The sequence below is a fragment of the Achromobacter sp. ACM01 genome (assembly GCF_014851745.1).
In the GTDB taxonomy this organism is placed as follows: Bacteria; Pseudomonadota; Gammaproteobacteria; order Burkholderiales; family Burkholderiaceae_B; genus Achromobacter; species Achromobacter aegrifaciens.
Map to the genome: position 1 here is coordinate 319,352 of NZ_JACVAF010000004.1, position 17,565 is coordinate 336,916.

General features: G+C 66.7%; 21 protein-coding genes. 11 read left to right on the plus strand and 10 right to left on the minus strand.

What is annotated here, in order from left to right:
- Together IB268_RS21875 and xerC are read left to right on the plus strand one after the other, a co-directional pair.
- A complete protein-coding gene (locus tag IB268_RS21875; protein ID WP_054457030.1) occupies nucleotides 1–678 on the plus strand; it encodes a DUF484 family protein in 678 nt (225 codons plus the stop codon).
- 20 nt (nucleotides 679–698) lie between these two features.
- A complete protein-coding gene (xerC, locus tag IB268_RS21880) occupies nucleotides 699–1,694 on the plus strand; it encodes a tyrosine recombinase XerC (protein ID WP_054457032.1) in 996 nt (331 codons plus the stop codon).
- 58 nt (nucleotides 1,695–1,752) lie between these two features.
- Here xerC and IB268_RS21885 read toward each other — a convergent pair whose 3' ends face one another.
- From IB268_RS21885 to IB268_RS21905, 5 genes are read right to left on the minus strand one after another with little or no spacing between them, the layout of a single operon-like run.
- Entirely contained in the window at nucleotides 1,753–2,760 is a 1,008-nt protein-coding gene (locus IB268_RS21885; RefSeq protein ID WP_119450153.1) for a nickel/cobalt transporter, read from the minus strand.
- Complete coding sequence (locus IB268_RS21890) at nucleotides 2,760–3,443, minus strand: DUF1007 family protein (protein ID WP_225591447.1); 684 nt, start codon at nucleotides 3,441–3,443, stop codon at nucleotides 2,760–2,762. The genes IB268_RS21885 and IB268_RS21890 overlap by 1 nt, the downstream gene beginning before the upstream one ends.
- Nucleotides 3,404–4,393, minus strand: a complete 990-nt coding sequence (locus IB268_RS21895; protein ID WP_225591448.1) for a metal ABC transporter substrate-binding protein — start codon at nucleotides 4,391–4,393, stop codon at nucleotides 3,404–3,406. The genes IB268_RS21890 and IB268_RS21895 overlap by 40 nt, the downstream gene beginning before the upstream one ends.
- Nucleotides 4,394–4,415: 22 nt before the next feature.
- On the minus strand, nucleotides 4,416–5,282 hold the full coding sequence (locus IB268_RS21900) for a metal ABC transporter permease (RefSeq protein ID WP_192354798.1): 867 nt from the start codon (nucleotides 5,280–5,282) through the stop codon (nucleotides 4,416–4,418).
- Nucleotides 5,279–5,998: a metal ABC transporter ATP-binding protein gene (locus IB268_RS21905; protein WP_119450151.1), complete on the minus strand. Its 720-nt coding sequence runs from the start codon at nucleotides 5,996–5,998 to the stop codon at nucleotides 5,279–5,281. The genes IB268_RS21900 and IB268_RS21905 overlap by 4 nt, the downstream gene beginning before the upstream one ends.
- 330 nt (nucleotides 5,999–6,328) lie before the next feature.
- Between IB268_RS21905 and IB268_RS21910 the strand changes: the two genes are divergently transcribed.
- The 5 genes from IB268_RS21910 to hslU all read left to right on the plus strand — a co-directional run bounded on the left by IB268_RS21910 (nucleotide 6,329) and on the right by hslU (nucleotide 11,029).
- Entirely contained in the window at nucleotides 6,329–6,835 is a 507-nt protein-coding gene (locus IB268_RS21910) for a Fur family transcriptional regulator (protein ID WP_013396835.1), read from the plus strand.
- 387 nt (nucleotides 6,836–7,222) lie between these two features.
- Nucleotides 7,223–8,341, plus strand: coding sequence for a GTP-binding protein (locus IB268_RS21915; RefSeq protein WP_054457043.1), 1,119 nt, complete (start codon nucleotides 7,223–7,225; stop codon nucleotides 8,339–8,341).
- A 126-nt stretch (nucleotides 8,342–8,467) separates the two neighbouring features.
- Nucleotides 8,468–8,932: an RNA polymerase-binding protein DksA gene (dksA, locus tag IB268_RS21920; RefSeq protein ID WP_006389752.1), complete on the plus strand. Its 465-nt coding sequence runs from the start codon at nucleotides 8,468–8,470 to the stop codon at nucleotides 8,930–8,932.
- A gap of 149 nt (nucleotides 8,933–9,081) precedes the next feature.
- Nucleotides 9,082–9,621 (plus strand): ATP-dependent protease subunit HslV, encoded by a 540-nt coding sequence (hslV, locus tag IB268_RS21925; RefSeq protein ID WP_013396837.1) that lies wholly within the window; start codon nucleotides 9,082–9,084, stop codon nucleotides 9,619–9,621.
- 73 nt (nucleotides 9,622–9,694) lie between these two features.
- Nucleotides 9,695–11,029, plus strand: a complete 1,335-nt coding sequence (hslU, locus tag IB268_RS21930; RefSeq protein ID WP_054457045.1) for an ATP-dependent protease ATPase subunit HslU — start codon at nucleotides 9,695–9,697, stop codon at nucleotides 11,027–11,029.
- 127 nt (nucleotides 11,030–11,156) lie between these two features.
- Here the strand turns inward: hslU and IB268_RS21935 are convergent, their stop codons facing one another.
- Nucleotides 11,157–11,462, minus strand: coding sequence for a copper-binding protein (locus IB268_RS21935; RefSeq protein ID WP_054457046.1), 306 nt, complete (start codon nucleotides 11,460–11,462; stop codon nucleotides 11,157–11,159).
- A 201-nt stretch (nucleotides 11,463–11,663) separates the two neighbouring features.
- Here IB268_RS21935 and IB268_RS21940 point away from each other — a divergent pair, with 201 nt between their 5' ends.
- The 3 genes from IB268_RS21940 to rfbC all read left to right on the plus strand — a co-directional run bounded on the left by IB268_RS21940 (nucleotide 11,664) and on the right by rfbC (nucleotide 13,726).
- Nucleotides 11,664–12,218 carry a cob(I)yrinic acid a,c-diamide adenosyltransferase gene (locus IB268_RS21940; RefSeq protein WP_054457048.1) on the plus strand — a complete coding sequence of 185 codons (555 nt, stop codon included), beginning with the start codon at nucleotides 11,664–11,666 and terminating at the stop codon, nucleotides 12,216–12,218.
- A gap of 66 nt (nucleotides 12,219–12,284) precedes the next feature.
- Nucleotides 12,285–13,187: a dTDP-4-dehydrorhamnose reductase gene (gene rfbD, locus IB268_RS21945; protein WP_125471166.1), complete on the plus strand. Its 903-nt coding sequence runs from the start codon at nucleotides 12,285–12,287 to the stop codon at nucleotides 13,185–13,187.
- Nucleotides 13,184–13,726: a dTDP-4-dehydrorhamnose 3,5-epimerase gene (gene rfbC, locus IB268_RS21950; protein WP_125471167.1), complete on the plus strand. Its 543-nt coding sequence runs from the start codon at nucleotides 13,184–13,186 to the stop codon at nucleotides 13,724–13,726. Before rfbD ends, rfbC begins: the two co-directional genes overlap by 4 nt.
- A gap of 1 nt (nucleotide 13,727) precedes the next feature.
- Here the strand turns inward: rfbC and lipA are convergent, their stop codons facing one another.
- On the minus strand, nucleotides 13,728–14,732 hold the full coding sequence (lipA, locus tag IB268_RS21955) for a lipoyl synthase (protein ID WP_054457058.1): 1,005 nt from the start codon (nucleotides 14,730–14,732) through the stop codon (nucleotides 13,728–13,730).
- A gap of 171 nt (nucleotides 14,733–14,903) precedes the next feature.
- Here lipA and IB268_RS21960 point away from each other — a divergent pair, with 171 nt between their 5' ends.
- Nucleotides 14,904–15,716 carry a substrate-binding domain-containing protein gene (locus tag IB268_RS21960; RefSeq protein WP_192354799.1) on the plus strand — a complete coding sequence of 271 codons (813 nt, stop codon included), beginning with the start codon at nucleotides 14,904–14,906 and terminating at the stop codon, nucleotides 15,714–15,716.
- A gap of 52 nt (nucleotides 15,717–15,768) precedes the next feature.
- Here the strand turns inward: IB268_RS21960 and IB268_RS21965 are convergent, their stop codons facing one another.
- The 3 genes from IB268_RS21965 to IB268_RS21975 are packed head-to-tail and all read right to left on the minus strand — an operon-like array spanning nucleotide 15,769 to nucleotide 17,417.
- Nucleotides 15,769–16,488 (minus strand): tetratricopeptide repeat protein, encoded by a 720-nt coding sequence (locus tag IB268_RS21965; protein WP_125471169.1) that lies wholly within the window; start codon nucleotides 16,486–16,488, stop codon nucleotides 15,769–15,771.
- Nucleotides 16,485–17,123 carry a lipoyl(octanoyl) transferase LipB gene (gene lipB, locus IB268_RS21970; RefSeq protein WP_054457064.1) on the minus strand — a complete coding sequence of 213 codons (639 nt, stop codon included), beginning with the start codon at nucleotides 17,121–17,123 and terminating at the stop codon, nucleotides 16,485–16,487. Before lipB ends, IB268_RS21965 begins: the two co-directional genes overlap by 4 nt.
- Before the next feature lie 18 nt (nucleotides 17,124–17,141).
- Nucleotides 17,142–17,417, minus strand: a complete 276-nt coding sequence (locus tag IB268_RS21975; RefSeq protein WP_192354800.1) for a YbeD family protein — start codon at nucleotides 17,415–17,417, stop codon at nucleotides 17,142–17,144.
- Nucleotides 17,418–17,565: the final 148 nt, after the last annotated feature.

The window sequence follows — 17,565 nt, forward strand, 5'->3', positions numbered from 1 at the left end:
ATGACTGATACCGCTATTACCGCTCAGGACGTCGCTGATTTCCTGCAAGAGAACCCCGGCTTCTTCGACGATCACGCTGACGTCTTCGCCACGTTGCAGGTGCCGCATCCGCATGGCTCGCGCGCCATTTCGCTGGGCGAACGCCAGATCCTGACGCTGCGCGAGCGCAACCGCGAACTCGAATGGCGCCTGAACGAACTCGTGCGCAACGCCACCGCCAACGAAAGCATCGGCACCCATGTGGCCAAGTGGTGCTGCCGCCTGCTGTCCGAATGCGATCCGCAGCATGTACCAGGCGAAATCGCCCTGGGGCTGGCCGAACAGTTCGAGCTGAACCATGTGGCGCTGCGCCTGTGGGACCTGTCGGAACTGCCCGCAACCGGCTACGGCGAACCCGTCACGCAGGACGTACGCACCTTTACCGACAGCCTGAAGACGCCGTACTGCGGCACCGACACCGAATTCGAAGCGGCCGGCTGGCTGGATGCCAAGCCCAAGTCGCTGGCGCTGGTGCCGCTGCGCCTGGAAGCGGACGGCCCCGCCGTCGGCCTGCTGGTGCTGGGTTCGGACGACGCCGAGCGCTTCACGCCTGAAATGGGCACGACCTTCCTGGAATCCATCGGCCAGCTGGCTTCCGCGGCGCTGCATCGCCTGAATCCGGCCTCGCCCAAGGCCTAGCGGCGACACGGGCGGACGCCATGCCGACAGCCACGCAAGCGCAAGACGCGGCCCCGCCCGATACTCCCCTGCCGGACGCCATGAGCGCCTGGCTGCGCCATCTGGAAACCAACCGGCGCTACTCGCCCCACACACTGGACGGCTATCGCCGCGAACTGCATTTCCTGCGCGAACTTGCCGAGCAGGCCAAGCTGCCGCTGGACAAGATCGGCAACGGCCACATCCGCCAGTTCGTGGCGCGCCTGCATGCCCAGGGCCGCGGGCCCCGCAGCCTGGCGCGCACGCTGGCGGCCTGGCGTGGCTTCTATCAATGGTGGGCCCCGGCCATCGAGCTGGCCGGCAATCCGGTGGCCGGCGTGCGCGCCCCCAAGGCGCCGCGCGGCCTGCCCAAGGCCCTGTCCGTGGAGCAGACCCAGGCCTTGCTGGACCGCGCGCCCGCGCAAGTGGCGAACGAACCCGCGGCGCTGCGCGACCAGGCCATGTTCGAACTGCTCTATTCCAGCGGCCTGCGGCTGTCGGAGCTGGTCGGGCTGGACCTGCGCTATGAACGCTCCGGCAATTACGAATCGCGCGGCTGGCTGAGCCTGGAAGAGGCCGAGGTCATCGTGCTGGGCAAGGGCGGCAAGCGCCGCTCGGTGCCGGTGGGCCAGGCGGCTCTGGCCGCCCTGCGCAAATGGATCGCGGCGCGCCCGCAGCTCACGCCCTTCACGGCGCAGCCCGAGGACGCAGCCGCGTTGTTCCTGGGCGCGCGCGGTCGGCGCATCTCGCCGCGCGTGGTGCAACTGCAGCTGGCGCGCATCGCGCAGCAGGCCGGCGTGCCCACGCACGTGCACCCGCACGTGCTGCGCCACAGCTTCGCCAGCCATGTGCTGCAATCCGCGCAGGACCTGCGCGCGGTGCAGGAAATGCTGGGCCACGCCAACATCTCCACCACACAGATCTATACGCGGCTGGATTTCCAGCACCTGGCCCGCGCCTACGACCAGGCGCATCCTCGGGCCGGACGCAAATCCTGAACGCGTCGGGTCCGACGCATTCTGGTGAAACAGCTACGCAAATTCGCGCGACCGTTCCCTAGCCGCCTCCCGCGATCACGCCGCCCAGCAGCATCACCCCCAGCAACAGCACCGCCAGTGCCGCCAGCGCTTCCACGCCATAGCGCAGGCGCGCCGCGCCAACACTGGACAGCCGGCTGCCGACGCGCGTGGCCGCGCCCCCGGCCGCAACCGCCAGGCACGCCAGCGCCGCCACCGTCAGTCCGGTACCCAGGCCCATCGCCAGGGCCGAAGCCACGCCGGCCAGAAAAAAGCCCTGCGCCAGCGCGAACACCAGCACGATCAACGCGCCGCTGCACGGGCGCAAGCCCACGGCCAGGATCGCCGTTGCCGCGCGACGCCAGTTCAACGGGCCAGACACCTGCGCCGGCGCGGGCACATGTGCGTGGCCGCAGCCGCAATCGTGATCGTGATCGTGGTGATGATGGTGAGTGTGCTCATGTCCATGCCCATGGCCGTGCTCTGGCATCGACCCCGTAGACGCCCGTCCGGCACGGGTCCGCAACAGCGGACGAACCGCCTTGACCCACACCAGCCACATGCCCAACAAGGTCACCAGCGCATAGGAGCCAAGTTCCAGCCAGCGCGTCGCGTTGTTCATCGTGGCCGCGGTGGCGTTGAAGATCAGCGCCAGCACCGCCACCAGCGCAATCGCCACCAACGCCTGGATCAGCGCGGACGCCAGCGCCAGCAGCGCGCCGTTGCGCGCGGTCTGGCGGTTGGCCAGCACGTAGGAAGAGATCACGGCCTTGCCATGTCCCGGCCCCAGGGCATGGAATACGCCATAGGCAAAGGACAGGCCGATCAAGGCCCAGGCCGCGCCGCCCTCGGCCTGCCAGGCGCGCACCGCGCCCGTCAGCTGCCGGTAGAAATGGCTTTGCCAGACCGACACCTGACCAAAGAAGCCGGCCAGCCAACCCGGCCCGCCCACGCCCGCCCCGCTCTCCGGCACGCCGAAGGGATGCGCACCCTGGGCCGCGGCCGCGCCCGCGCCGCCCAGCAGCAGCACGGCCAGCAGCGCGAGCATTACCCGCAACGCACCTCGATGCGGTGCGTCAGCCCCTTGGTGATCGCAAAAAGCTCGTCCGGCAAGGCGTCCGGGTCGGCCGGGATCGCGGCCAATTGCTGCATGGTTTTCCAATCCAGTTCCTTGGGCTTGCGGTAGGCGGACGTGCAGGTCTTGGCGCCCTGTCCGCCCAGCGATACCGCGCCGCTTTCATCGAAGGCGTAGGCCACGAAATAGGTGGGATCGTAGATGTCCACCTGCGCGCCGCCTGCGTCCGGCGCCACTGGCGTGGCCAGCGGCAAAGTGAAGGACAGCGTCAGCCGCGTGGTCTTTGGGTTCCAGTCGACGCGCGCATCTTGCGGGGCCGCGAAAGCCGAGGTCTTGCCGTCCACGGTGACGCGGGTGAAGTAGTGCGAGATCGGTTCGCCCAACGCCTGCATCCAGTCCCGCGCCATGCCCTGCAGGATCTCGGGCGACAGCGAACCGTCCTTGCCCTTCTTCAATCCCTGCGTGGCGTAGGCGCCGAACATCTCGTCAAACAGCCAGACCTGCCGCACCGCCGTGATGCGCTGCTGTCCATCGATATCGATCGCCGCGCGGGCATCGATCCACATATGCGGGTGCGCGCTGGCGGCGCCTGCCGCCAGCAGCATCGCCGCCGCGGTCAGGGCTGCATGGCCGCGGCGAGCTGACGTGCGTTCCATTCAAACATTTCCAGGTAGGTGGCGCCGGGCTGTCCGGGCTTGGACAGGGCGTCGGAATAAAGCGTACCACCCACCTTGGCCCCGGTTTCGCGGGAGATCTGCTGGACCAGCTTGGGGCTGCTGATGTTCTCCACGAATACCGCAGGCACACGCTCGCGCTTGACCTGTTCGATGATGCGGGCCACCTCGCCTGCGGCGGGTTCCGCATCCGTCGACACGCCCATCACGGGAATGAACGCCACGCCGTAGGCATCGCCGAAATAACCGAAGGCGTCATGGGAAGTCACGATCTTGCGGCGCTCGGCCGGAATCGCGGCAAAGGTCTTGCGGACCTGCGCGTCCAGCGCCTGCAGGCGCGCGATATAGGCTTGCGCGCGCTGGCGATAGGCGTCGGCATGCGCGGGATCGGCGGCAGCCAACCCTTCGGCCACATTGCGGGCGTAGATGACGCCATTGGCCAGGTTCTGCCATGCGTGCGGATCGGCGCCGCCGTGATGGTGATGGCCATGATCATGGCGATGGTCGTGGTCGTGGTCGTGGTCGTGGTCGTGGTCGTGGTCGTGCCCATCATCATGCCCGCCGCTCGCGAACGTGCGCGTCTTCACGCCCTGGGACGCGACCACGGTAGCGCCGGCAAAGCCCGACGCCTTCGCCAGGCGCGGCATCCAGGTCTCGAAATCCAGGCCGTTGACGAACAGCACGCGCGCGGCAGCCAGCTTCTTCGCATCGCCCGGCGTCGGCTCATATTCGTGCGCGTCGCCATCGGGCCCCACCAGCGTGGCCACGCTGACGTCGGCGCCGCCCACTTCCCGCACGATGTCGCCCAGGATGGAAAAGCTGGCCACGGCCTTCAACGGTTCGGCGGCCTGCGCGGTTCCGAACAGCGCCGACAGGCACAGGCCGGCCGTGGCGAGCAGCGCGCGGCGGCGCGCCAGGGAATGGAAACGCATGGCGTATCTCCTATTGGATGAGTCAGGCGCGGCGCATGCGGCGTCGCGCCGGCAGCAGCCCGCCTTGCGGGCCGCCCACGATGGAAAACAGATAAAAGGCGCCGGCCGCCAGGATGATCGCGGGCGAGGCCGGCACATTGAAGTGGTACGAAATGAGCAGACCGGTCGTCGAGGCTGTCACGCCCAGTCCCGCGGCCAGCGGGATCTGGTGGGCGGCAGAGCGGACCCAGAAGCGCGCGGCGGCGGCCGGCAGCATCATGATGCCGACCACCATCAACGTGCCCAGCACCTGAAAGCCCGCCACCAGGTTCACCACCACCAGCACCAGGAAAGCCATGTGGACCCAGCCTCCGCCGCCGCCGCTGGCACGCAGGAAACCCGGGTCCAGGCATTCGGCCACCAGCAGCCGGTAGATCGCGGCCAACGCCAGGAGGGTCACGCTGGCCGTGGCCGTCACCAGCAGCAATGCCGCGTCGTCCAGCCCCAGCACCGTGCCGAACAACACGTGCAACAAATCCATATTGGAGCCGCGCAGGGACACCAGCAGCACGCCCAGCCCCAGCGATATCAAATAGAACGCGGCAAAGCTGGCGTCCTCACGCAGCGGCGTCATGCGCGCCACCAATCCCGCCAGCAACGCCACGGCCAGCCCCGTGACGATGCCGCCCAGCATCATTGCGCCCAGCGACAGTCCGGCCAACAGAAAGCCCGCCGCCACGCCTGGCAGGATGGCATGCGACATGGCATCGCCCATCAGGCTCATGCGCCGCAGCACCAGGAACACGCCCAGCGGCGCCGCGCCCAGCGACAGGGCGCAGGCGCCGGCCAGCGCGCGTCGCATGAAACCGTAATCCAGGAAGGGCGACGCCACCCATTGCGCCAGGCTCATGCGCGGACCTCCGCCAACCACTGCCGCGCCCGCTTCAGATGCGCGTCGTTCAGCGTGTGCTCGGTGTCTCCCCAGGCCACCACCGAACCGGACAGCAGCAGGCACTCGGGGAAATGGTCACGCACCAGATCCAGGTCATGCAGCACCGCAATCACGGTGCGGCCCTGGCCATGCAGGCCGCAAAGCAGGGCCATCAGGTCGTCCGCCGTGTGGCTGTCCACGGCGGCGAAGGGTTCATCCAGCAGCAGCACGGGCGCGTCCTGCACCAGCATCCTCGCGAACAGCGCACGCTGCATCTGCCCGCCCGACAGCGCGTCCACGCCGCGTCCGGCCGCGTCGGCCATGCCCACGGTCTCCAGCGCGTCCATGCAGCGCTCGAGCTCCTGGTTCGCATATCTGCGCCATCCCCCCACTCGGCGCCAGGCGCCCATTGCCACCAGGTCCAGCACCGACACCGGGAACGAACGGTCCAGCTCCGCGGCCTGGGGCAGCCAGGCCAGTTCCGAACGGCCCGCGCCGCTGATGCGCACGCTGCCGGCCATGGGACGCAGCACACCCATGATGCCCTTGATCAGCGTGGACTTTCCCGCTCCGTTGGGACCCACCACGGCGGTCATGCCGCCCGCGGCGAAACGCCCCGACACCGATTTGAGCGCGGCGTGCCCATGCCAACCGAAGGACGCGTCGTCCAGCTCGATGGTGACCGGCGCGTTCATCGCACCCACCAATCCAGCGCCCAACCGGTCAAGGCCCACAAGGCCGCCGCAGCGACCACGGCCGCGGCCATGCGGCGCCAGGCGGAGACCAGGAAGGCGGAACGCGGCGGGAGTGTTTGCCGCGGCGCGGCACCGGGCCGCCGGGGCAAAAGCGTGAAATGGGACATGGAAAGAATGCGGAGGCAAATAGCGGCTACAGCCAGTTTTATTATGTTATATCATAACTAAACGGCTTGATTCCACGGCGTTCGCCCGCATCTGGATGTTTTCTGCTACCTTCCAGGCATCTCGCGCGCATCGCGCGCGTTTTCCATAGAGATAAAGCCAGCCATGTCCGCACCGCCCCGCACCCCTCGCAGCGATACCGTCGGCGCCCAGCTCAGCGTCGCCGAAGCGCTGTGCGAGCAGCGCGGGCGCCGCCTCACCCCCATCCGCCGCAAGGTGCTGGAACTGCTGCTGCGCCATGGCCGCAGCCTGAAGGCCTATGAATTGCTGGATGCAATGCGCGCCGTGCATCCGGGCGCCGCGCCCCCGACCGTGTACCGCGCCCTGGACTTCCTGATGGACGAGGGCCTGATCCACCGCCTGGACGCCGTCAACGCCTGGAGCGCCTGCCACGACGCGGGCGGCGCGCCCCACGACCTGCTGGTCGTCTGTACGGGCTGCGGCGCAGTCGCGGAAGTGTCCGACCCCGCCATGAGCCGCCAACTGGCCGAACGCGTCGCCCAGACCGGCTATGCCCTGGCCACCCACGAAACCGAAATCCGCGCGCTGTGCCCCCAATGCCAGCAGAAGCAGCCCGCCGCGGACGCCGGCCACGGCCACCACCATCATTAAGAACTAGTGCTGGCGGGCAGCCCGCCCGCGGTTCTCCGCCATCGGCAGCAAGCCCGTACAGGCCGTTTCATCCGGATGCGCGCATCGCGCTCTTGAAATCGGGCAAACCGCCCCCAAATAGTGGTATCGCCCGATACTTGACGGCGTACGGACGCCATCTGGATGGCTACGGCCCCAGGGTTGACCCTGGGTTTGCCCCCTGCCCCCGACTGTGCTGTAATCCTGCGTCCGGCCGCTGCAGGCGGCCCACGCAGCCTGCGGCAAACACCCTCCGGCAAAGACTGGGAAACCCCGTCGAAACGTCGCAAGACGGCGTTGCAAGACAGGGTTGCGATCCCCGCCGAGAGTTCCTGTTTAACGCCTTGACTTCACGCTAGCAGCTTCGCCATGAACACCCCGCGCAGTTTGGACAAAATGGTTCCCGTCACCATCCTCACCGGCTTTCTCGGTGCGGGCAAGACCACCCTGCTCAAACGCATCCTGACCGAATACCATGGCCGCCGCGTGGCGGTCATCGAAAACGAGTTCGGGCCGGAAAGCATCGACAACGACCTGCTGGTGCAGGACCGCGACGAAGAAATCATCGAGCTGTCCAACGGTTGCGTCTGCTGCACGGTGCGCGGCGACCTGATGCGCACGCTGGGCGAACTGCGCGCCAAGCGCGAAGCCGGCGAACTGTCTTTCGAACGCGTCATCATCGAAACGACCGGCATGGCCAACCCCGGCCCCGTCTGCCAGACGTTCTTCATGGATGACGACATTGCCGAGTACTACCGCCTGGACGCGGTGGTCACGGTGGTCGACGCCAAGCACGGCATGGCCACCCTCGACGCCCAGCCCGAAGCCCAGAAGCAAGTCGGTTTCGCCGACCGCATCCTGATCTCCAAGCGCGACCTGGTCAACGAAGTCGACTACGAAGCGCTGCGCCACCGCCTGGTTCACATGAACCCGCGCGCGCCGATCACGCCGGTCAACTTCGGCGAAGTCGACCTGAAGTCCATCATCGACATCAGCGGCTTCAACCTGAATTCCATTCTGGACATCGACCCGGATTTCCTGGCCGATGAGCACCCCGACGCCGCCCATGACCACGGCCACGATCACGACCATGGGCATGACCATGGCCACGATCATGACCATGATCACGAAGGCGACTGCGGGGCGCATTGCAATCATGCCCACCATCATCACCACCACCAGCACGACGACGAAATCGGCGCGTTCGTGTTCCGTTCCAACAAGCCGTTCGATCCCGCGCGCCTTGAGGAATTCCTGGGCGGCGTGGTGCAGGTCTATGGTCCCGACCTGATGCGCTACAAGGGCATCCTGTACATGAAGGGCATCAACCGCCGCATGTTGTTCCAGGGTGTGCACATGATGATGGGCGCCGAACCCGGCAAGCCGTGGACCGCAGCCGAAAAACCGTCCACCAAGATGGTTTTCATCGGCCGTAAGCTGCCCCAGGAGATTTTCACCCGGGGCTTGGAGCAGTGCCTGGCGGGGTAATCCCCCTTCCTGACGTGACGTGATGCGACGAAGGCAGTACTGTGAGGTACGAATAGCGTAGGCAACAAGTAATACGGACCGGGAATGAACGCCCGCGCCAGGATCGATTCATAGTGGAGTGTTTTCATGGCTACCAAGGCAGCAACCAAGAAATCAAGCAAGTCGACGAGCGATACGGCGATTGATCTGCCCAGCGAGAAGGAATTGCTGGCCATGCCCGAGTCCGACTATATGAACGAACGCCAGCTGGCTTTCTTCAAGGAACGGCTCAAACAACTCGAGCAGGACATCCTGGCCAACGCCGGCGAAACCACCGAGCACCTGCGCGAAACGCAGTTCGTGCCCGATCCCGCCGACCGCGCCACGATCGAGGAAGAACACGCCCTGGAGCTGCGCACCCGCGACCGCGAGCGCAAGCTGCTGAAGAAGGTGCAACAGTCCATCGCCCGCATCGACAGCGGCGAATACGGCTGGTGTGAGGAAACCGGCGAACCCATCGGCATCCCGCGCCTCTTGGCCCGCCCCACGGCCACCCTGTCGCTCGAAGCGCAGGAACGCCGCGAGATGCGCCAGAAGCTCTACGGCGACTGATCCGTCCCGTATTCAAGCCCTACGCTGAAAGGCTATGCTGGTTTCCAGCATGGCCTTTTTTCTTGGGCCGGCACGCAAAGGGGACGCAACCGTCCCGCCTTGATTTCCCCAGAACCGCCCCCAGCTAATCCCTTCATAGGAAGGAACGCATGGAACAATTTCACGCCACCACCATCGTGTGCGTGCGCCGCGGCAACCGCGTCGCACTGGGCGGCGATGGCCAGGTCACCCTGGGCAACATCGTCATCAAGGGCACGGCCCGCAAGATCCGCCGCCTGTACCACGACAAGATTCTGGCCGGCTTTGCCGGCGCCACCGCCGACGCGTTCACCCTGCAGGAACGCTTCGAGGCCAAGCTGGAAAAACACCAGGGCAACCTGATGCGCGCCGCGGTCGAACTGACCCGCGACTGGCGCACCGACCGCGTCCTGCGCCGCCTGGAAGCCATGCTGATCGTGGCCGACGCCGAGCACACGCTGGTGTTGACTGGCAACGGCGACGTGCTCGAGCCGGAACACGGCCTGGCGGCCATCGGCTCTGGCGGCGCCTATGCGCAGTCGGCCGCGCTGGCGCTGCTGCGCAACACCGAGCTTTCGCCGGAAGCCGTCGTCAAGCAATCGCTGGAAATCGCCGGCGACCTCTGCATCTACACCAACCAGAACCACGTCATCGAAACGCTGGGCGACTGACGCCCGCCACGCGGCGCGCCTGTCGCGCCGCGGCCGCCACCCCAGCCCGCCCTAGCTTCAAGGATCCGCCCTCATGTCCGCATCCAACATGACGCCCGGAGAGATCGTCTCCGAACTCGACAAGTACATCGTCGGCCAGAACCGCGCCAAGCGCGCCGTGGCCGTGGCGCTGCGCAACCGCTGGCGCCGCCAGCAGGTCGCCGAACCCCTGCGCCACGAGATCCACCCCAAGAACATCCTCATGATCGGCCCCACCGGCGTGGGCAAGACCGAAATCGCGCGCCGCCTGGCCAAGCTGGCCAACGCGCCCTTCATCAAGATCGAAGCCACCAAGTTCACCGAAGTGGGCTATGTGGGCCGCGACGTCGACACCATCATCCGCGACCTGACCGAATACTCGATCAAGCAGACCCGCGAACTGGAAATGCGCCGCGTGCGCACCCAGGCAGAAGACGCCGCCGAAGACCGCATCCTGGACGCCCTGGTGCCGCCCCCGCGCGGCGCCTCCGGCGAGCCGGAACGCGGCGAAGACAACAGCGCCCGCCAGACCTTCCGCAAGCGCCTGCGCGAAGGCAAGATCGATGACCTGGAAATCGAAATCGAAGTCGCCCAGGCCGTGCCGCAAATGGACGTCATGACGCCCCCCGGCATGGAAGAAATGGCCGAGCAGCTGCGCGGCATGTTCGCCGGCATGGCCCGCGACAAGAAGAAGCCCAAGAAGATGAAGGTGCGCGAAGCCTTCAAGCTGATCGTCGACGAAGAAGCCGCCAAGCGCGTCAACGAAGAAGACCTGCGCACCGTGGCGATCAACAACGTCGAGCAGAACGGCATCGTCTTCCTGGACGAAATCGACAAGATCGCGGCCCGCCAGGAATCCGGTGGCGCGGACGTCTCGCGCCAGGGCGTGCAGCGCGACCTGCTGCCGCTGGTCGAAGGCACCACCGTCAACACGCGCTACGGCATGGTCCGCACCGACCACATCCTGTTCATCGCGTCCGGCGCCTTCCACCTGTCGCGCCCCTCGGACCTGATCCCTGAACTGCAGGGCCGTTTCCCGATCCGCGTCGAACTGGAATCGCTGACCGCCGAGGACTTCGTGCGCATCTTGTCCGACACGGACGCCTCGCTGACCAAGCAGTACACGGCGCTGATGGCCACCGAGGACCTGCAGCTGGAGTTCACGGAAGAAGGCGTGCGCCGCCTGGCGGAGCTCGCCTACGAGGTCAACGAAACCACCGAGAACATCGGCGCCCGCCGCCTGTATACGGTAATGGAGAAGCTGCTGGACGAACTGTCCTTCGACGCGACCTCCAGCAGCGACAAGCATGTGAAGATCGACGCCGCCTACGTCAACGCGCAGTTGGCCGAAGCCGCCAGCAGCCAGGATCTGGCGCGCTACGTGCTGTAAACCGCGGGCGCGCCTTGCGCGCCGCCAGCAAAACGCCGTCCGCAGCCTGGCGCTGCGCACGGCGTTTTCTTTTGACCAGCAGGCCCGCTGCGCCGCCCGGCGTGCGCGCGGCGCCATCCCGGCGACGCTAGTTGCTGATCGCCGTCACGATGTACTTGCCGTCCTTGCGGACCGCCGTGAAGCGCACCTTGTCGCCCGCCTTGATCTTGGCCAGCAGCGCCGGATCCGCTTCATAGACCAGCGTCATCGCGGGCAGGTCCAGCGCCTTGATGGCGTCGTGCTTGATCGTGACCTTGCCGCCCGCGGGGTCCACCCGCCGCACTTCCCCGCTGGCATCGGCCTGCTGCGCGAACGCCAGCGGCGCGGCCAGCGTGACGACGGCCACGGCTGCCGCGGCGGCCATGGGTATTGCATACTTGCGGTCAAAAATCATGCAGATATCCTCCGATTGCAGGGAAAGTACGGAACCGGCGTCCCCGCTTTCCACAGTGCTAGGATACCGCCCTTGTGCAACAGTTCCCTCGCCCGGACGCAACAATTCTGACAGTTGATTGCGGAACCCGCGACGCGCCCCCCCATGTTTCATGGCTGGACGCAAAACCCATACCTTTCGTCACTCATTTCAGGAGCTCCCATGGCCAATCGCTTATCCGTCATCGCCACCCGCACGGGAGACGACGGCACCACGGGCCTGGGGGACGGATCACGCACGCCCAAAGACGCCCCGCGCATCGCGGCCATCGGCGACGTCGACGAACTGAACAGCGTGATCGGCGTACTGCTGACCGAAGACCTGCCCGCCGAGATATCCGCGGATCTGCTGGCCATCCAGCACGACCTGTTCGACATGGGCGCGGAACTCTGCATCCCTGGCCATACCGCGCTCACGGACGACCACATCGCCCGCCTGGACGCGCGCCTGGCCCACTACAACGCGGCGCTGCCGCCTCTGCGCGAATTCATCCTGCCCGGCGGTTCGCGCGGTTCGGCGCAGGCGCACATGGCGCGCACGGTCTGCCGCCGGGCCGAGCGCGCCGTGGTGGCGCTGGCCCGGGTCGAACCGGTGAACCCGCCCGTGCGGCAGTATCTGAACCGGCTGTCGGATCTGATGTTCGTGCTGGCGCGTTGTATAAACCAGCATGCGGGACAGAAAGACACGTTCTGGGCGGGCGCCCAGGCGCGCAAGTAGTCTCGCGGCCGGGACGCGCGCTGCGCGGCCGGGCTAGAGAACGGTACGGAACTTGGCAGAGGCCGCGTGAAGATCTTATTGCTGGGCAAGGACGGCCAGGTCGGCCGGGAACTGAACCACGCCCTGCTCCCTCTCGGAGAGGTCGTGGCGCTGGGCCGCGACGGCGCGGATCTACGCGACCCGGATGCGCTGCTAGCGGTCTTGTCGTTCTGCCGGCCCGATGTGATCATCAATGCAGCCGCCTACACGGCAGTGGATGCAGCCGAAAGCGACCGGGAAACCGCCGCACAGGTCAATGCGCTGGCAGTTGCCACGCTGGCCCGCCACGCCCAGGCGGCCCGCGCCCTGCTGGTCCATTTTTCGACCGACTATGTGTTCGACGGCGCCCAACAGCGGGCCTACTCGGAAACCGATAGGCCCAATCCGCTGAACGTATACGGCAGCACCAAACTTGCGGGCGAGCAGGCCATCCAGGCCACGGGTTGCGATGCGCTGGTATTCAGGATCGGCTGGGTCCATTCGTGGCATGGCAAGAATTTCCTGAACTCCATGCTGCGCCTGGCGCTGGAACGCCAAAGCCTGAACGTGGTGTCCGACCAGCATGGCACGCCCACATCGGCCGAATTCGTCGCCGACATTACCGCCCAGGCGATTCGGCAACATTGCGCGGGGCAGTTGCCCGCCGGGACCTATCATCTGGCCGCCGCTGGTTCGACCGACTGGCATGCCTATGCAAGATACATCGTTGCCGGAGCAGCCGCACGCGGCGCCAGCCTGATGCTGGTCCCGGACCAGATCCATGCGATCGCGGCGCGGGACTATCCCGCAGCCGCGCGGCGGCCGAGCAACTCCACGCTGGATACCGCCAAACTGTCACGCGCGCTGCAATTGCCTATGCCATCATGGACCGAACAGGTAGATCGCACCCTGGACCAACTCAGCCAATCCGGCAACCCCGCATTCCGATGAAAGCCACCCCGCTCGCCATTCCCGACGTCTTGCTCCTGGAACCGAGAGTACTGGGCGACGAACGTGGCTTTTTCTTCGAAAGCTTCAACCAGGCAGTGTTCGAGGCGGCAACGGGGTTGCGGCGCAATTTCGTGCAGGACAATCATTCACGCTCAGCGCGGGGCGTCTTGCGCGGGCTGCATTATCAGATCGAACAACCCCAAGGCAAGCTCATGCGCGTGTGCGCGGGCGAGATCTTCGACGTAGCGGTGGATCTGCGGCGCGGCTCGCCGACATACGGGAAATGGGTGGGCACGCTACTCAGCGCGGAGAACAGGCGCCAGGTGTGGATACCGGAGGGCTTCGCCCACGGCTTCCTGACGCTGTCCGAGTTTGCCGAGGTGCTGTACAAGACCACGGACTATTACGCGCCGCAGCACGAACGCTGCATACGTTGGAACGATCCGCAGCTGGCAATTGCCTGGCCCTGCGTGCAACCGCCCCTGCTGTCCGAGAAGGACCGCAACGGCGCGCCGTTCGCCGACGCGCCGGCCTGCTGAATCAGTTCACGCCAGCGGCGTGGGCCTGTTCATCCGCATGGTATGAAGACCGCACCATCGCGCCCACCGCCGCATGCGAGAACCCCATCGCATAAGCCTCGCGCTCGAACATGGCGAAAGTATCCGGATGCACGTACCGCAGCACCGGCAGATGGTGTTCGGACGGCTGCAGATACTGCCCGATCGTCAGCATGTCCACGTTGTGCTCGCGCATATCCCGCATCACCTGCAGGATTTCCTCGTCGGTCTCGCCCAGGCCCAGCATCAGGCCGGACTTGGTGGGGACTTCGGGGTGCAGCTTCTTGAACTCGGCCAGCAGCTTCAGCGAGTGCATGTAGTCCGAGCCCGGGCGCGCCTGCTTGTACAGGCGCGGCACGGTTTCCAGGTTGTGGTTCATGACGTCCGGGGGACCGGCGTTCAGGATGGTCAGCGCGCGGTCCAGGCGGCCGCGGAAATCGGGCACCAGCACCTCGATGCGGGTGCTGGGCGACAGTTCGCGGATGTGCGTGATGCAATCCACGAAGTGGCCGGCGCCGCCGTCGCGCAGGTCGTCGCGGTCCACCGAGGTGATCACGACATAGGACAGCTTCATCGCGGCGATGGTGCGCGCCAGGTTCAGGGGTTCGTTGGTGTCCAGTGGATCCGGGCGGCCGTGGCCCACATCACAGAAGGGGCAGCGGCGGGTGCACTTGTCGCCCATGATCATGAACGTGGCCGTGCCCTTGCCGAAGCATTCACCGATGTTCGGGCAGGACGCTTCCTCGCATACCGTGTGCAGGTTGTGCTCGCGCAGGATGCGCTTGATGTCGTAGAAACGCGAGCCGGGCGCGGCGGCCTTCACGCGGATCCATTCAGGCTTCTTCAGGCGCTCGGCCGGAACGATCTTGATCGGGATGCGCGCGGTCTTGGCCTGCGATTTCTGCTTTTGCGTCGGATCGTAGACCGCTTCCGCGGGCGCAGCGGCGGATTCGTTCGAGGGAACAGGAGACTCGGCGAGCGTGGACATGGAGCACCTTCATGACCGGCGCGAGCGCGCGCCGGGTCTGAGACAAAAACGGCATTTTACCCTCCGCCGCCCGGATCCGCCGCGCGGGGTCCCGTCCCCCGGGCGGCAAGCCTCCTTGGCCGCAGCCGGGCTGGGTTATCGTCACGCCTGACGAATCCGCCGGTTTTGCCCATGTCTTCCCTGCCCCCGCCCCGCCCCATCGCTCTGATCGCACCCCGACTGGACTGGGCGCCCGCGGCCCGCGCCATCCAGGCCTGCGCCGGATTGCTGCTGCCTGCGGGCTACTACCTGGCCGCCGGCCCCTGGCATGAGGCCCAGTCACAGCCCCTGCTGGGTGAGCTGCGCCCCGCCGCCGTCCTGGCCATCGGCCCGCTGGACGATCCCGCCCTGCGCGCTGCCCTGGCGGCGCTGGAGCTCCCCGTCGTGGAGACCTGGAGCCTGTCCGCACAGCCGCTGGACGGCGCCGTGGTGGTCGACAACGCGGAAGCCGGCCGCATGGCGGCGCGGCACCTGGCCGCCAAGCGCCATGCGCGCGTCGCCTGCGTCAGCGCCGACAACCCGTGGGAACGCGCCCGGCGCGAAGGCTTCATCAGCAGCGCAGCCGCACTCGGATTGGAACTGGCAGCGGATATCGTGCAGCCTGAAGTGCAGCACATGAACGACGGCCGCATGGCCTTCCTGCGCTTGCTGACCACCAACACGATCTTCGATGCGGTGTTCTGCACGAGCGATCTGCTGGCCGCTGCCTCGGTCTCGGAAGCCCACAACCGCGACCTGCACGTGCCGCAGGACCTGGCGGTGCTGGGCTACTCGGACGACGGCAGCGCCGCGCAGTGGGCGCAGGGCTTGACCACCCTGGGCGCCGACGCCGCCCTCCTGGGTCGGCGCGCCGGCCAGTTGCTGCTGGACCGCCTGGATGGCGAATGCGGCACGGGCGAGCGGATTACGGTGGAAGTGGTTTTTGAGGAAAGACTGAGCACGTAGGATGCGTAAAGCGCGAGAGTGCTTACCTCTGCCCTGCCGCGCTACACCTCTCCTACTCGTACAACGCCGGAAAACCGCTGTCCTGCAGCATGGTGTTGGCTTCCTGCAGAAACGCAGGCGTGGCGGTTTCAGGCACGCGCACCAGCCATTGCACGGCGTCCTGCTTCCGTCCGCGCAGCAAGAGCAGCCGACCCAGGTGGAACATGCCGCGGAAATCGCCGCCTTCGGCGCAGCGTTGATAACAGTCGAAGGCGCGTTCCATGTCCTGCTCGACCACCTCGCCAGCCTCGTAAAAGCGGCCGACGACGCCGATGGACTTCACGTGGCCGGCGTCTGCCGCCTTTTGGTAAAGGGCCAGCGCCGCCGCGGGATCCTGCGCCACGCTGCCGCGGCCACTGCGCAGCATGTGAGCATAGTTGTACATGCCCCAGTCCAGACCCTTGTCCGCGGCCAGGCGGAACCAGTAGGCCGCGACCGTGTCGTCACGCGGCACGCCCCAGCCGTTCTCGTAGCAGCGGCCCACCATGTTGATGGCCATGGGGTGATCGGCATGGGCGGCGCGCTTGAACCACGTCAGCCCCTGTTCCGGATCGCGCTCCACGCCGGCGCCGTCCAGCAGCATCTGGCCGTAGATGGTCTGGGCTTCGATCAGCCCCAGTTCGGCCGCCGCGCGGATCCAGGCCGCATAGTCCTCGGCCGGCCCTTGTTCGCGCAGGCGGGCCAGTGCTTCTGGCGTGGTTGCGGCCACGTCGGCCGCGCTAAAGGTCTTCATGTCTTGTTCCTTGCGCGGTCCCAGGCCTGCGCCAGATTGCGCGCCAGCGCCTCGCCCGTCTCGGTGGGCTCGCGGCGCGCGCCACAGGCCGCCATGTCCACGGTGCGCAGGCCCGCATAGCCGCAGGGATTGATGCCCAGGAACGGCGTCAGGTCCATCTGCACGTTCAACGACACGCCATGGTAGGCACGGCCGTTGCGGATCTTGATGCCCAGCGCCGCGATCTTGGCCAGCTCGCCCCCGTCCGGATCGGGCACGTAGACCCCCGGCGCGCCGGGCTTGCGGCAGGCGTCGGCCACGCCCATCTGGGCCAGCGTGTCGATGACCGCGCCTTCCAGCAGATTGACGTATTCCTTGACGTAGATGTCGGCGCGGCGCAGGTCGAACAGCGCATAGGCCATGACCTGGCCAGGACCGTGGTAGGTCACCTGCCCGCCGCGGTCGCAATGGACGATGGGAATGTTGCCGGGGTTGAGCACGTGCTGGGGCAGGCCTGCCTGCCCCAGGGTGTAGACCGGCGCGTGTTCGCAGAGCCAGATCTCGTCAGGCGTATCGGCGCCGCGCAGATTGGTGTACGCCTGCATGTCGTGCCAGACCGACAGGTAGTCGGCCGGCCGCGCGAGCCACTTGATCACAGCTGTCCTGCTCTTGCGCTAGAGGACGATGGACACCATCGGATGACCGTGCAGGGCGCGGTAGAGCGCGTCCAGCTGCTCGCGCGAGGTCGCGCGCACCGTGAAGGTCAGGCCCATGTAGTTGCCGCCCTTGCTGGGCCGCATTTCCACCGTGGCGGCGTCGAACTCGGGATCGAACTGCAGCACGACTTCGGTCAGCGTCTGCGCGAATTCGGGATACTGCTTGCCCATGACCTTGATGGGAAAGTCGCTGGGATATTCGATGAGGGAGTCTTCGGGCGGGATATGTTGCATGATGTGCCTATAAGGTGTTGCCCCCAGGGCGCGGCCACGGCTCGATACTGCACCCGGGGAGCCTGCCACGGGGCGGCCAGATCCTGTCTATATGGGGGCAAACCGCCAGCCGGCAAGGCCGCCGGGGCGGCCCCGCGGGAGCCGCCCG

Coding starts and splice junctions, on each gene's coding strand:
- IB268_RS21975 (WP_192354800.1), bottom strand. CDS start 17,417: ATGCAACATATCCCGCCCGAAGACTCCCTCATCGAATATCCCAGCGAC.
- IB268_RS21885 (WP_119450153.1), bottom strand. CDS start 2,760: ATGCTCGCGCTGCTGGCCGTGCTGCTGCTGGGCGGCGCGGGCGCGGCC.
- hslV (WP_013396837.1), top strand. CDS start 9,082: ATGGAACAATTTCACGCCACCACCATCGTGTGCGTGCGCCGCGGCAAC.
- IB268_RS21965 (WP_125471169.1), bottom strand. CDS start 16,488: ATGAAGACCTTTAGCGCGGCCGACGTGGCCGCAACCACGCCAGAAGCA.
- IB268_RS21935 (WP_054457046.1), bottom strand. CDS start 11,462: ATGATTTTTGACCGCAAGTATGCAATACCCATGGCCGCCGCGGCAGCC.
- IB268_RS21900 (WP_192354798.1), bottom strand. CDS start 5,282: ATGAGCCTGGCGCAATGGGTGGCGTCGCCCTTCCTGGATTACGGTTTC.
- IB268_RS21895 (WP_225591448.1), bottom strand. CDS start 4,393: ATGCGTTTCCATTCCCTGGCGCGCCGCCGCGCGCTGCTCGCCACGGCC.
- xerC (WP_054457032.1), top strand. CDS start 699: ATGCCGACAGCCACGCAAGCGCAAGACGCGGCCCCGCCCGATACTCCC.
- IB268_RS21915 (WP_054457043.1), top strand. CDS start 7,223: ATGAACACCCCGCGCAGTTTGGACAAAATGGTTCCCGTCACCATCCTC.
- IB268_RS21960 (WP_192354799.1), top strand. CDS start 14,904: ATGTCTTCCCTGCCCCCGCCCCGCCCCATCGCTCTGATCGCACCCCGA.
- dksA (WP_006389752.1), top strand. CDS start 8,468: ATGGCTACCAAGGCAGCAACCAAGAAATCAAGCAAGTCGACGAGCGAT.
- IB268_RS21905 (WP_119450151.1), bottom strand. CDS start 5,998: ATGAACGCGCCGGTCACCATCGAGCTGGACGACGCGTCCTTCGGTTGG.
- IB268_RS21910 (WP_013396835.1), top strand. CDS start 6,329: ATGTCCGCACCGCCCCGCACCCCTCGCAGCGATACCGTCGGCGCCCAG.
- IB268_RS21940 (WP_054457048.1), top strand. CDS start 11,664: ATGGCCAATCGCTTATCCGTCATCGCCACCCGCACGGGAGACGACGGC.
- hslU (WP_054457045.1), top strand. CDS start 9,695: ATGTCCGCATCCAACATGACGCCCGGAGAGATCGTCTCCGAACTCGAC.
- IB268_RS21875 (WP_054457030.1), top strand. CDS start 1: ATGACTGATACCGCTATTACCGCTCAGGACGTCGCTGATTTCCTGCAA.
- IB268_RS21890 (WP_225591447.1), bottom strand. CDS start 3,443: ATGGAACGCACGTCAGCTCGCCGCGGCCATGCAGCCCTGACCGCGGCG.
- rfbC (WP_125471167.1), top strand. CDS start 13,184: ATGAAAGCCACCCCGCTCGCCATTCCCGACGTCTTGCTCCTGGAACCG.
- lipA (WP_054457058.1), bottom strand. CDS start 14,732: ATGTCCACGCTCGCCGAGTCTCCTGTTCCCTCGAACGAATCCGCCGCT.